General features: G+C 60.5%; 11 protein-coding genes. 3 read left to right on the top strand and 8 right to left on the bottom strand.

What is annotated here, in order from left to right; translation table 11 throughout:
* Nucleotides 1-2,607, bottom strand: coding sequence for a leucine--tRNA ligase (gene leuS / locus GTQ41_RS24120; RefSeq protein ID WP_047296804.1), 2,607 nt, complete (start codon nt 2,605-2,607; stop codon nt 1-3).
* A gap of 256 nt (nt 2,608-2,863) precedes the next feature.
* Here leuS and GTQ41_RS24115 point away from each other — a divergent pair, with 256 nt between their 5' ends.
* Complete coding sequence (locus GTQ41_RS24115; protein ID WP_047296802.1) at nt 2,864-3,187, top strand: hypothetical protein; 324 nt, start codon at nt 2,864-2,866, stop codon at nt 3,185-3,187.
* A 106-nt stretch (nt 3,188-3,293) separates the two neighbouring features.
* Nucleotides 3,294-4,055 (top strand): YdcF family protein, encoded by a 762-nt coding sequence (locus tag GTQ41_RS24110; protein ID WP_047296800.1) that lies wholly within the window; start codon nt 3,294-3,296, stop codon nt 4,053-4,055.
* 177 nt (nt 4,056-4,232) lie between these two features.
* Here GTQ41_RS24110 and lnt read toward each other — a convergent pair whose 3' ends face one another.
* The 5 genes from lnt to miaB form a co-directional block, all read right to left on the bottom strand.
* Nucleotides 4,233-5,756 carry an apolipoprotein N-acyltransferase gene (lnt, locus tag GTQ41_RS24105; protein ID WP_047296798.1) on the bottom strand — a complete coding sequence of 508 codons (1,524 nt, stop codon included), beginning with the start codon at nt 5,754-5,756 and terminating at the stop codon, nt 4,233-4,235.
* Nucleotides 5,757-5,770: 14 nt separating this feature from the next.
* On the bottom strand, nt 5,771-6,610 hold the full coding sequence (locus tag GTQ41_RS24100; RefSeq protein ID WP_027612886.1) for an HlyC/CorC family transporter: 840 nt from the start codon (nt 6,608-6,610) through the stop codon (nt 5,771-5,773).
* A 5-nt stretch (nt 6,611-6,615) separates the two neighbouring features.
* Entirely contained in the window at nt 6,616-7,110 is a 495-nt protein-coding gene (gene ybeY / locus GTQ41_RS24095; protein WP_047296796.1) for an rRNA maturation RNase YbeY, read from the bottom strand.
* The gene (locus GTQ41_RS24090; RefSeq protein ID WP_047296795.1) at nt 7,103-8,101 is read right to left on the bottom strand and encodes a PhoH family protein; all 999 of its coding nucleotides are present in this window, start codon (nt 8,099-8,101) and stop codon (nt 7,103-7,105) included. The genes ybeY and GTQ41_RS24090 overlap by 8 nt, the downstream gene beginning before the upstream one ends.
* A gap of 284 nt (nt 8,102-8,385) precedes the next feature.
* Nucleotides 8,386-9,714: a tRNA (N6-isopentenyl adenosine(37)-C2)-methylthiotransferase MiaB gene (gene miaB / locus GTQ41_RS24085; protein WP_003228520.1), complete on the bottom strand. Its 1,329-nt coding sequence runs from the start codon at nt 9,712-9,714 to the stop codon at nt 8,386-8,388.
* A 133-nt stretch (nt 9,715-9,847) separates the two neighbouring features.
* On the opposite strand from miaB, the gene GTQ41_RS24080 reads away from it, so the two are divergent.
* The gene (locus GTQ41_RS24080) at nt 9,848-10,177 is read left to right on the top strand and encodes a DUF1820 family protein (protein ID WP_003185742.1); all 330 of its coding nucleotides are present in this window, start codon (nt 9,848-9,850) and stop codon (nt 10,175-10,177) included.
* Nucleotides 10,178-10,343: 166 nt separating this feature from the next.
* On the opposite strand, the gene GTQ41_RS24075 is transcribed toward GTQ41_RS24080, so the two are convergent.
* Nucleotides 10,344-10,898 carry a tetratricopeptide repeat protein gene (locus GTQ41_RS24075; protein ID WP_047296791.1) on the bottom strand — a complete coding sequence of 185 codons (555 nt, stop codon included), beginning with the start codon at nt 10,896-10,898 and terminating at the stop codon, nt 10,344-10,346.
* Nucleotides 10,899-11,123: 225 nt separating this feature from the next.
* Nucleotides 11,124-12,407: a glutamate-1-semialdehyde 2,1-aminomutase gene (gene hemL, locus GTQ41_RS24070; protein ID WP_047296789.1), complete on the bottom strand. Its 1,284-nt coding sequence runs from the start codon at nt 12,405-12,407 to the stop codon at nt 11,124-11,126.
* Nucleotides 12,408-12,419: the final 12 nt, after the last annotated feature.

The following is a 12,419-nucleotide window of genomic DNA, read 5'->3' as shown; positions in this document are numbered from 1 at the left end:
TTAGCTGGCGACGATGTTGACCAGTTTCCCTGGTACAACGATCACTTTGCGAATGGTCAGACCGTCGACGAAACGCAGCACGTTTTCGTTGGCACGGGCAGCCGCTTCGACTTCTTCGCGGGTGGCGCTGGCCGGCATTTCGATCTGGCCACGCAGCTTGCCGTTCACTTGAATGACCAGTTGCAGGCTGTCCTGTACCAGTGCGTTTTCATCGACCGCAGGCCAGCCCGCATCGATCACCGGGTCAGCATGGCCCAGTTGCTTCCACAGCTCATGGCTGATGTGCGGCGTGATCGGAGCCAGCAGCAGCGTCACGGCTTCCAGGCCTTCGTGAATCAGCGCGCGGTCCTGTTCGGTGCCTTGCGCGGCTTTTTCCAGCACGTTCATCAGCGTCATCACCTGAGCGATGGCGGTGTTGAATTTGTGGTTCTGGCCGACGTCGTGACTGGCCTGCTTGATGGCCAGGTGAATGGCGCGGCGCACGGTTTTCTGCTCGTCGTTAAGAGCGGCAACATCCAGTTTCCCCGGCAGGCCCTGGGTGACGTGGGTCTGCGCCAGACGCCAGACGCGCTTGAGGAAGCGGTGCGAGCCTTCAACGCCGGAGTCCGACCATTCGGCGCTCATGTCGGGCGGCGAGGCGAACATCATGAACAGGCGGCAGGTGTCGGCGCCGAACTGGTCGATCATCGACTGGGGGTCGACGCCGTTGTTCTTCGACTTGGCCATTTTCTCGGTGCCACCGATTTCCACCGGCAAGCCGTCGGATTTCAGTTTGGCGCTGATGACCTTGGCTTTGCTGTCGCGCTCCAGTTCCACGTCCGCCGGGTTGAACCAGGTGTAGGCACCGTTGGCTTCGCGACGATAGTAAGTCTCGGCGATTACCATGCCTTGGGTCAGCAGGTTCTTGAACGGCTCGTTGGAGCTGACCAGACCTTCGTCACGCATCAGCTTGTGGAAGAAGCGCGCGTACAGCAGGTGAAGAATGGCGTGTTCGATACCGCCGATGTACTGATCCACCGGCAACCAGTGGTCGGCCGCGGATTTTTCCACCAGACCGCCTTCAAAGTGCGGCGAGGCGTAACGGGCGTAGTACCACGAGGACTCGACGAAGGTGTCCATGGTGTCGGTTTCACGCTTGGCAGGCTGGCCGCATTTCGGGCAGCTGCACTCGTAGAATTCCGGCATGCGCGCCAGTGGCGAACCGGCGCCGTCCGGCACCACGTCTTCCGGCAGGACCACCGGCAACTGGTCTTCCGGCACCGGCACGTCACCGCAGGTGGCGCAGTGGATGATCGGGATCGGGCAGCCCCAATAGCGCTGACGGCTGATGCCCCAGTCGCGCAGGCGGAACTGGGTGCGCGAGGCGCCGAGGTTTTTCTTGATCAGGGCGACTTCCATGGCGTCGAAGGCGCCGGTGAAGTCCAGGCCGTCGAACTCGCCGGAGTTGATCAGCGTGCCGTGCTCGCCGTAGGCGTCTTGCCACGGAGCCGGGTTGGTGTCGCCGGAGCTGGTGCGCACCACCGATTTGACCGGCAGGTTGTACTTGTGGGCGAATTCGAAATCGCGCTCGTCGTGCGCCGGCACCGCCATCACGGCGCCGTCGCCGTAATGCATCAACACGTAGTTGGCGACCCATACCGGGAGTTTTTCACCGGTCAGCGGGTGCTCGACGAACAGGCCGGTCGGCAGGCCTTTCTTCTCTTGAGTGGCGACGTCGGCTTCAGCGACGCTGCCGCCCTTGCATTCAGCGATGAACGCTTGCAGCTCAGGGTTGTTCTGCGCGGCCTGGGTGGCCAGCGGGTGCTCGGCGGCCACGGCAACGTAAGTTGCGCCCATCAGGGTGTCCGGACGGGTGGTGAAGACCTTGAGGGTGCCTGCTTCGCCGATCGAGTCGACGTTGTAAGGGAACTGCACTTCCATGCCGCGGGATTTGCCGATCCAGTTGCGCTGCATGGTCTTGACCTGTTCCGGCCAGCCCGTCAGTTCGTCGAGGCTCTCCAGCAGCTCATCCGCGTAAGCGGTGATCTTGAAGTAGTACATCGGGATTTCGCGCTTCTCGATCAGCGCGCCGGAGCGCCAGCCGCGACCGTCGATCACCTGTTCGTTGGCCAGCACGGTCTGGTCGACCGGGTCCCAGTTCACGGTGCCGTTCTTGCGGTAGATCACGCCTTTTTCGAACAGGCGAGTGAACAGCCATTGTTCCCAGCGGTAGTAGTCCGGCTTGCAGGTGGTCACTTCACGGGACCAGTCCACCGCCAGGCCCAGGCTGCGCAGCTGGGACTTCATGTACGCGATGTTTTCGTAGGTCCACTTGGCGGGCGCCACGTTGTTCTTCATCGCGGCATTTTCCGCCGGCATGCCGAAGGCGTCCCAACCCATCGGTTGCAGAACGTTCTTGCCTTGCATGCGCTGGTAGCGGGAGATCACGTCGCCGATGGTGTAGTTGCGCACGTGCCCCATGTGTAGCTTGCCGCTGGGGTAAGGGAACATCGACAGGCAGTAGTAGGTTTCCTTGCCTGGCTGTTCACTGACTTCAAAGGACTTTTGCTCGTCCCAGAACGACTGGGCGGCGGCTTCGATTTCACGGGGCTGATATTGTTCGTGCATGGCTACTTTTGTACTGGATAGGGGTGGCCTAATCCTCTTCAACGCGCCCTCCGGGGGATGCTCCGGACAGGCTGGAAGTGGAATGACAGGAAGCGCCGTAGCATACATGACCGCGCTTGGCCTAGGGAAACCCTGATTACAGCTGTCTGGCCCCCGAAAACCGTGGCGAGGGCCGTTGGTCGCGGCGTTCAGCCGGTTTGTGCAGCGAAGCTAAGCTCTTATTGGGGAGTGAGTCTTATCTTCAATGAGGTGAGGGATGGTGGAGCAACGGCAAAAAAACGTGACGAAACCCGAGTTGTACGAACGGTTGATGGATCGTCTGGGCATGGCGCTCGACGCTGCCAAAACCGCTGGCCGGCTGCGCGATGAGCGCCCCGTGGAACTGGAATTGCGTGGCTTGAGCCCCGCCGAGTTCAAACTGGTCAAGGCCTATCTGGATCGCAGTGAGCGTGAAGCGCATGGATACCTGTCGCAGGCAGTGAAACAGCTCGATACAGCACATTCAGCCAAGGTCATCTGGCTCAAGGACAAGGCGCCCGGCAGAGACACCGTCAAGGTTCGTTCTGTACAGGCCAAGTAAACGCATGGCAGGTCAGATAACGGATCTTTTCCAACAGGATCCTGCCTATCGGTTGTAACGCATCATTAACACTCTTAGGCATCGGGGCATCTCTGGAGATGCCCCGATGCCTTTTCGTTACTTCATCAAACAACTTCTGTTGCCGCCCGGCATTCTTTTGCTGCTGTTGCTGGTCGCCTGGTGGCTGCGCCGCTCACGGCCGCGACTGGCCGGCTTGTGTTTTGCCATTGGGCTGGGTGGCTTCTGGCTGATGAGCCTGCCGGTGGTCGTGCAGTCGGGCGCCAAGGCACTGGAACGTGAGCCGCCGCTGCCCCGTGATGCCTGGTCAATCCTGGCGCAGCGGGCCGATGCCATCGTGGTGCTGGGTTCCGGGCGCGAGCGCGGTGATCTGGCCTGGGGTGAGGATCAGCCAACCGGCGTGGGGCTGGAGCGTCAGCGCTATGCGGCGCGACTGGCCAAGGCCTCCGGGCTGCCGATTCTGACCAGCGGTGGCCTGCATTACGGCACGCCGCCGACCGAGGCGAAGTTAATGGCCGATTCGCTGCGCGATGACTTTGGCGTGACCACGCGCTGGCAGGAAGGCGAGAGTCGCACAACCTGGGAAAATGCCAAATTCAGCGCCGACATCTTGTTGCCTCAAGGCATAAAACGCGTGGTCGTGGTCACCCAGGCCTGGCATATGCCGCGCGCCGCGTGGTGTTTTCAGCAGGCAGGATTTGAAGTGGTGCCGGCGCCCGTAGGGTTTCTCGGGACCGATAATGCGCGACCGTTTGGTGGCTGGCTGCCGGAGTTCAAATCGATCTGGCAGAGCGGGCAGTTGCTGAATGAGGCGGTAGGGCAGGTGGGGTATTCGTTATTTTACCGCTAAGAGCACTGTTTTGAGAGGACTTCTGTGGCGAGGGGATTTATCCCCGATGGGTGGCGAAGCCGCCCCAAAACAAAACCTGCATCTCGGCCTTTCAGGTAAAACGAGTGCAATGGATTTGCGATGACTGCGTCATCGATCGGGGATAAATCCCCTCACCACAGTGTTCATGGATTGCTTTTAAAGGGTTTTCGACATCCGGCTCGCCGTCAGCGCCCAGCCAAACAGCAGCACACAAATGATGATCAGCGGCCACGAGCGCCATTGCAGGTACGGCGTCAGGTTGTGCATCGGCACCACTTCGCCATACAGAATGCCCTGCTCGAACTGCGGGATCTGCTCGGTGATCTGCCCGAACGGGTTGATCAGTCCGGTCACGCCATTGTTCGTAGCACGGATCATCCAGCGGCCCGCTTCAAGTGCGCGCATCTGCGCCATTTGCAGGTGCTGCAACGGGCCAATCGAGGTGCCGAACCAGGTGTCGTTGCTGATCGTCAGCAGCAAGTCGCTGCGTGCCGAGAGACCTGCAGCGAACTCCGGGTACACCACTTCGTAGCAGATGAATGGCGCAATCTGATAACCCTTGGCCTGCAGCAGCGGCTGATCCGCCGGACCGCGAGCGAAGTCGGACATCGGCAAATCAAAGAACGCGATCAACCCGCGCAGCAGATCCTGCAACGGTACGTATTCGCCGAACGGCACCAATTTCTGCTTGAGGTAGGTGCCATCGCCTTCGCCGACCACGGTAATGCCATTGAAGAAGCGTTTTTCGTGACGAACCGTCTCGCGGATCGGTACGCCGGTGATCAACGCCGATTTACGCTCGGCGGCGAAGTTACCCATCATGTTCAGGTAGCCTTCGGCGGACTCCTTGAGCACCGGCACCGCGGTTTCCGGCCAGATCAGCAGGTCCACCGGTTTGGAACGGAAACTCAGGTCGCGGTATAGCGCCAGTTGCGCATTGAGCTGCGCCGGGTCCCACTTCATGCTTTGTTCGACGTTGCCCTGAATCGCGGCAACGCTCAGGGCCGGACCGGACGGACTGGTCCAGGCGTGGCCCTTGAGCGCAATGCCCGCCACCCATGGCCCGACCAGCAACACCAGGCCAGCCGCGATAAAGCCCTTGCGACCGGATTGCAACAAGCGGGGCGCGTTGCAGATCAGCGCTGCAGTCAGCGCCAGAACGAACGATACCAGCCACATGCCGCCGACCGGCGCGAGCCCGGCCAACGGGCCATCGAGCTGACTGTAGCCGGAGTAGAGCCACGGGAAACCGGTGAGGAACCAGCCGCGAAAGGCTTCCTGGCCGACCCACAGTGCGGCAAACGCCAGCGCATCGGCCAGCGGCGCTTCATTGCGGCGCAACCAGCGCGCCCAGACCCAGGCGGGCAGGGCGAAGAAAAACGCGATCGCTGCGGTGAACAGCAGCATCAGGAACCCGGCCAGCAACACCGATGCACCACCGAAATGGTGGATGCTGTAGTAGATCCAGCTGGTGCCGGCACCGAACAGTCCGAAACCGAAGCACCAGCCACGGCCCAGCGCCTGACGCGGTTTCAGCTCACGCAGGCCGGCGTAGAACAGGCCGACCGCGAGCAAAGCCAGCGGCCAGATGTTGAACGGGGCCAGGGCGAAGGTGGTGATTGCACCGGCCGCCACGGCCAGCAGGTTACCGGGCCAGCCGGGGCGGGTTGTCCAGCGCATTTCAGTCCTTAGATTTAACGAGCGATTGGCGTCAGTCGCAGCAAATGAATCCGACGGCTGTCGGCATTCAGGATGCGGAAACGATAGGCGCCGATTTCAGTGATTTCGTTACGTTTTGGCAAGTGCCCGAACGCGCTCATCACCAGACCGCCGACCGTGTCGAACTCGTCGTCGGAGAATTCGCTGTCGAAAAACTCGTTGAAGTTCTCGATCGGCGTCAGGGCCTTGATCAGGAAGTCACCGCTGGGCAGCGGCTTGATGTAGCTGTCTTCTTCGACGTCGTGCTCGTCTTCGATGTCGCCGACGATCTGTTCCAGTACGTCTTCGATCGTGACCAGACCGGCCACGCCGCCGTATTCGTCGATGACGATGGCCATGTGGTTGTGATTGGCGCGGAATTCACGCAGCAACACGTTCAGACGCTTGGACTCCGGCACGAAGGTGGCCGGGCGCAGCAGGTCCTTGATGTTGAAGCTGTCGCCGTTCTCCTTGAGGATCAGCGGCAGCAGGTCCTTGGCCAGCAACACGCCCATCACGTCGTCGTGGCTTTCGCCAATGACCGGGTAGCGCGAGTGCGCCGAGTCGACCACGGCCGGGAGGAATTCACGGGGTGTCTGGTTCGCCTTAATGCTGATCATCTGCGAGCGCGGGACCATGATGTCGCGTACTTGCAGGTCAGCCACCTGAATGGCGCCTTCGACGATGGCCAGCGCTTCGCTGTCCAGCAGTTTGTTCTGATGTGCATCACGCAGCAGCTCAAGCAGCTCCTGACGGTTCTTCGGCTCGTGGGCAAAAGCCTGGGTCAGTTTACCCAGCCATGACTTCTGCCCGTTGCTCGATCGATCTTCGCTCATAGCGATTACTCTGAATCCTTTGTTGTAACGATAGGGGATGTTTCGGTTTCGTCGTCCGCGTACGGATCGGGATAGCCCAGTTCGGCAAGCAACTCGCGTTCCAGTGCTTCCATTTCTTCAGCTTCGTCGTCATCTATATGGTCGTAACCGAGCAGATGCAAGCAGCCGTGAATGACTAGATGTGCCCAATGGGCCTTGAGTTCCTTGCCTTGTTCGGCAGCTTCGCGCTCGACCACGGCCACGCAGATCACCAGATCGCCGAGCAGCGGGATGTCGAGGAATTCGTCCGGGACTTCCGCCGGGAACGACAGGACGTTGGTTGCGTAATCCTTGTGGCGCCAGGTGTGATTGAGTTCGCGGCCTTCTTCCTCGTCGACCAGGCGAATGGTCATTTCCGAGTCGGCGCTGCGCTGGCGCAGGGCCAGTTCGCACCATTGGCGGAACTCGGTGTCACTCGGGGCGCTCGCTTCGGTAGCGACTTGCAGATCCAGCTCAAGCATCGCGCGAGGTTTCCCTGGCGGCTTCGGCACGGGTCTCGAAGCGCTCGTAGGCCTCGACGATCCGCTGCACCAACGGGTGGCGCACGACGTCTTTGGGCTGGAAGTGGGTGAAGCTGATGCCCGGAACATCCTTGAGTACTTCGATCACATGATGCAGGCCGGACTTGGTGCCGCGCGGCAGGTCGACCTGGGTGATGTCACCGGTGATCACGGCGGTGGAGCCAAAGCCGATCCGGGTCAGGAACATTTTCATCTGCTCGACGGTGGTGTTCTGGCTTTCGTCGAGAATGATGAAGCTGTTGTTCAACGTACGACCGCGCATGTACGCCAGTGGCGCGACTTCGATCACCTGACGCTCGATCAGCTTGGCCACGTATTCGAAGCCGAGCATCTCGTAGAGTGCGTCATAGAGCGGGCGCAGGTACGGGTCGATCTTCTGCGCCAGGTCGCCGGGCAGGAAGCCGAGCTTTTCACCGGCTTCAACCGCCGGACGCACCAGCAGAATGCGGCGGATCTGCTCGCGTTCCAGGGCATCGACTGCGCAGGCCACCGCCAGATAGGTCTTGCCGGTACCGGCCGGGCCGATGCCGAAGTTGATGTCGTTGCCGAGGATTTCCTTCACGTAGCGCAGCTGATTCAAGCCACGGGGGCGAATCATGCCTTTCTTGGTGCGCAGGGCGACGGAAGCTTCAGCGGGAGCGTGATTGTCCAGTTCGACGACGGCCGATTCCTGGAGGAACAGGTGCACCAGGTCCGGCGACAGCTCGGTACCCTTGGTTTCGCGGTACAGGCGCCGCAGCAGGTTTTCCGCAGACGTGGTGTGCTTGGGGTCGCCGATCAGTTCGAACTGGTTTCCGCGGTTGCGGATCTCGATGGCCAGGCGCTGTTCGATCAAGCGCAGATGCTCGTCGAACTGCCCGCACAGATTGGCGAAGCGGCGGGCCTCAAAGGGCTCGAGGATAAAACGATGTGGTTCTATGGGTGCGTTCAAGGTCGTATTTAGCCGCCCTGGGGCAATTAAGATGAAATCAAGGATAACGCCAGTGGCGTGGGTGCGAAAGCTCTTAAATATCGATGCGAGTTTGGAGCGCCTTTCTGTGGCGGGTGGAGTTATCTGTGGCGAGGGGATTCATCCCCGATGGGCCGCGGAGCGGCCCCAAAACCAGAGCTCTTGGTATGGCAGATTCACCGCAACTTCAGCGTTGGGTCGGCTGCGCCAACCATCGGGGATAAATCCCCTCACCACAACAGTCCTACTACAGAAAGCGCGCGATGTTATTGGACCAGCGAGCCGCGCAGCGAATGCGGTTGCGCCGCGTCGATGTGCACGTCGGCGAACTGGCCGATCAGGGTCGGATTATCGCAGCGGAAGTTGACGATACGATTATTCTCGGTGCGCCCTTGCAGTTCGCCCGGGTCTTTCTTCGAATAGTCAGTAACCAGAATGCGCTGGATCGAACCGACCATTTGTCGGCTGATCTCGAACCCTTGCTGATTCAAACGATGCTGCAAGGCATTCAAGCGTTCTTTCTTCAGCTCTTCCGGGGTGTCATCGGCCAGATCGGCCGCTGGCGTGCCCGGACGCTGGCTGTAGACGAACGAATAGGAGAAGTCGAAGCCGACATCGGCAATCAGCTTCATGGTCTGTTCGAAGTCTTTCTCGGTCTCGCCCGGGAAGCCGACGATGAAATCCGAACTGATGCAGATGCCCGGCACGGCGGCGCGCAGTTTGCGCAGTTTGGATTTGTATTCCAGCGCGGTGTGGTTGCGCTTCATTGCCGCGAGGATCCGGTCGGAACCCGACTGCACCGGCAAGTGCAGGTGTTTGACCAGTTCCGGCACTTCGGCGTGGGCCTGAATCAGGCTGTCGGAGAACTCCAGCGGGTGCGAAGTGGTGTAGCGAATGCGGTCGATGCCATCGACGGCGGCAACCACGCGGATCAGTTCGGCCAGATCGGCCAGACGCCCATCATGGGTCAGGCCGCGATAGCCGTTGACGTTCTGCCCCAACAGGGTCACTTCACGCACGCCATTTTCGGCGAGGTGGATGATCTCGGCGATCACGTCATCGAACGGCCGGCTGACTTCTTCGCCGCGGGTGTAAGGCACCACGCAGAACGTGCAGTACTTGCTGCAGCCTTCCATCACCGACACGTAGGCGCTCGGGCCATCGATGCGCGGCTCGGGCAAGTGGTCGAATTTCTCGATTTCCGGAAACGAGACGTCGACTTGCGGCAGCTTGCTGCTGCGCGCGGCGTCGATCATTTCTGGCAGGCGGTGCAAGGTCTGCGGGCCGAACACCACGTCGACGTACGGGGCGCGATCACGGATCGCCGCACCTTCCTGGCTGGCCACGCAACCACCGACGGCGATCACCATGTCCGGGTTGGCCAGTTTCAGTTCGCGCCAGCGGCCGAGCTGCGAGTACACCCGATCCTGGGCGCGCTCGCGGATCGAGCAGGTGTTGAGCAGAATCACGTCGGCGTCTTCCGCGCGGGCGGTGACTTCCAGGGCCTGATGTTCGCCCAGCAGATCAACCATGCGCGAGCTGTCGTACTCGTTCATCTGGCAACCGTGGGTTTCGATGTAAAGCTTCTTGGCCATGGAGTAGGGTCGTCACGTGATTCAAAGAACCCGGCATTATAGGGAACAAGCCCTCAGGTTCCTACCGCTGCGCGTCCGGTGGCTATGCTATAGTTTGCGCCCTCATTTTTATCCCCGATGTTATCCCCCCGCCATGACCAAACGCGAAGCTCCAATCTATAAGGTGATTTTCCTCAACCAGGGCCAGGTGTTCGAAATGTACGCCAAACAGATCTATCAAAGTGATCTGTGGGGTTTTCTGGAAGTGGAAGAGTTCGTCTTTGGCGAGCGCACGCAAGTGGTGGTCGATCCGAGCGAAGAGAAGCTCAAGGCGCAGTTCGAAGGCGTGGTGCGCAGCTTTGTGCCGATGCATTCGATCGTGCGCATCGACGAGGTGGAACGTCTGGGCACCCCGAAAATCAGCGAAGCCCGCGGTGCGGTCGGCAATGTGATGCCGTTTCCGATGCCGATGCCTGAGAAGTAAGCCCGGATCGGGATTTGAAATGATTTGTGGCGAGGGGATTTATCCCCGATCGACTGCGAAGCAGTCGCAAGTCCATTCAGCAAGGTATGTCAGAAGGAACTTGATTGCAGGGTTTTGGGGCTGCTACGCAACCCATCGGGGATAAATCCCCTCGCCACAAAAAGTCTTATGGCAATGGCGAGAACGGCGTGCGCCCATCGGCGTTCTGCAGTTCCATCAGGTATTTACGGAAAATTTGCCCCAGCACCTGGGTCGCGGTTTCGAGGTCTTCGCGGGACATTTTTTCGGAGACTTCGTCAGCGGTGTCCAGCGCATCTTCGGCGCCGTTGACCGCGGCCATCTTCAGCACGATGTACGCCTGAATGTTGTTGGCCTGCACGCCTTCGCCGTGGAAGAACATGGTGCCGAGCTTGAACTGCGCCTGAGCGTGGCCTTGCAACGAGGCCTTTTCGAAATAGCTCAGGGCTTGATTGAGATCGCGTGGCGCGTTCTTGCCGTCGTAGTAGAACTCACCCAACTCGTATTGCGCTTGTGCATCCCCTTCGTCCGCCGCTTTCTGGCAGGCGGCCAGTGCCTGCGTGACGTCTTGCGGCTGGGTATTGAGGGTGCAACGACCCATCGCCGGGATCAACAACGAGTTGCCGCCTGCTTGTGCATGCGCGAGCAGGGGCTGAAGGAGCAACAGGCAGCCCAAGGCAAGGGTGCGGCCGGTGCGGTTCATGGGAATCGACTTACCTCTGAAGGGCACGCGGACCCATCGAGGGATCCAATAAGCGCGCATTATGAAATAAGCAGGGCCAACCTTACAAAGTCTTTACTCGTTTTTCTGCTGCGCGGGGAATATATCGGCCACTTTCTTGCCGATTTTTAGCAGAGGCGTGGGAAAAACGGCTTGGGTGTAGGTAAAAGCTGACGCTGGCGATGGCCAACGTCAGCGGCACGGCGATTACTTCAGTGCGGCGAAGGCGCGCTCGGCTGCGTCCAGAGTGATATTCAGCTCGGCTTCGCCGTGGGCGATCGAGGTGAAACCGGCTTCGAAGGCGCTCGGTGCGAGGTACACGCCGCCTTCCAGCATCAGGTGGAAGAAGCGACCGAACAATGCCGCGTCGCTGGCCATCACGTCTTCAAAAGTGACGATGTCGTCGGCACCGCTGAAGTACAGGCCGAACATGCCACCCGCTTGCGTGGTGACGAACGGAATGCCCGCCGCATCGGCGCGTTGTTGCAGGCCATCGAGCAGGCGCGTGGTGTAATCGGTCAACTCGGCGTGGAAGCCCGGACGGCTGATCAGGCGCAGGGTGGTCAAACCGGCAGCCATTGCCAGCGGGTTGCCCGACAGGGTGCCGGCCTGATAAACCGGGCCCAGCGGGGCAATGCGCTGCATGATTTCGCGCTTGCCGCCGAAGCAGCCGACCGGCATGCCGCCACCGATGATCTTGCCGAACGTGGTCAGATCCGGGGTTACGCCGTAGTACGCCTGAGCGCCACCGAGGGCCACCCGGAAACCGGTCATCACTTCGTCGAAAATCAGTACCACGCCATGCTTGTCGCACAGCGCACGCAGGCCTTCGAGGAAACCCGGCGCCGGCGGCACGCAATTCATATTGCCCGCCACTGGCTCGACGATGATGCACGCCACGTCCTGACCGACTTCGGCGAGCATCTTCTCAACCGCGTCGATGTCGTTGAACGGCAGGGTCAAGGTGTGTTTTGCAAACGCTGCCGGTACACCGGCGGAGCTCGGCACGCCTTGAGTCAGTGCGCCGGAACCGGCCTTGACCAGCAGGCTGTCGGAGTGACCGTGGTAGCAGCCTTCGAACTTGATGATGCTGTCACGACCGGTGTAACCACGGGCCAGACGGATTGCGCTCATGGTCGCTTCGGTGCCGGAGCTGACCATGCGCACCATGTCCATCGACGGCACCAGCGAGCAGACCAGATCGGCCATTTCGGTTTCCATCGCGGTCGGCGCGCCGTAGGACAGGCCGTGCTGCAGTTGATTGCGCACCGCGTCGAGCACGTCCGGGTGGCTGTGGCCAAGGATCATCGGACCCCACGAACCGACGTAATCCACATAACGCTTGTCGTCTTCGTCAGTGACGTAGGCGCCTTCGGCGTGCTTGAAGAACAGCGGTGTGCCGCCCACGCTCTTGAACGCGCGCACCGGCGAGTTCACACCACCGGGAATGTGTTTCTGGGCATTGGCAAACAGGGTTTCGGAACGAGACATGTTCGGGCTCTC

The organism is Pseudomonas sp. AN-B15, assembly GCF_019056475.1.
GTDB classification, from domain to species: domain Bacteria; phylum Pseudomonadota; class Gammaproteobacteria; order Pseudomonadales; family Pseudomonadaceae; genus Aquipseudomonas; species Aquipseudomonas parakoreensis.
The sequence above is the reverse complement of the archived record's forward strand: the minus strand, read 5'-3'. Positions and strand labels throughout refer to the sequence as shown.

What these genes read in the sequence shown, in the direction of transcription:
- hemL (WP_047296789.1), bottom strand. Translation starts at nt 12,407, where the DNA reads ATGTCTCGTTCCGAAACCCTGTTTGCCAATGCCCAGAAACACATTCCC.
- ybeY (WP_047296796.1), bottom strand. Translation starts at nt 7,110, where the DNA reads ATGCTTGAGCTGGATCTGCAAGTCGCTACCGAAGCGAGCGCCCCGAGT.
- leuS (WP_047296804.1), bottom strand. Translation starts at nt 2,607, where the DNA reads ATGCACGAACAATATCAGCCCCGTGAAATCGAAGCCGCCGCCCAGTCG.
- GTQ41_RS24110 (WP_047296800.1), top strand. Translation starts at nt 3,294, where the DNA reads ATGCCTTTTCGTTACTTCATCAAACAACTTCTGTTGCCGCCCGGCATT.
- GTQ41_RS24100 (WP_027612886.1), bottom strand. Translation starts at nt 6,610, where the DNA reads ATGAGCGAAGATCGATCGAGCAACGGGCAGAAGTCATGGCTGGGTAAA.
- miaB (WP_003228520.1), bottom strand. Translation starts at nt 9,714, where the DNA reads ATGGCCAAGAAGCTTTACATCGAAACCCACGGTTGCCAGATGAACGAG.
- GTQ41_RS24075 (WP_047296791.1), bottom strand. Translation starts at nt 10,898, where the DNA reads ATGAACCGCACCGGCCGCACCCTTGCCTTGGGCTGCCTGTTGCTCCTT.
- lnt (WP_047296798.1), bottom strand. Translation starts at nt 5,756, where the DNA reads ATGCGCTGGACAACCCGCCCCGGCTGGCCCGGTAACCTGCTGGCCGTG.
- GTQ41_RS24115 (WP_047296802.1), top strand. Translation starts at nt 2,864, where the DNA reads ATGGTGGAGCAACGGCAAAAAAACGTGACGAAACCCGAGTTGTACGAA.
- GTQ41_RS24080 (WP_003185742.1), top strand. Translation starts at nt 9,848, where the DNA reads ATGACCAAACGCGAAGCTCCAATCTATAAGGTGATTTTCCTCAACCAG.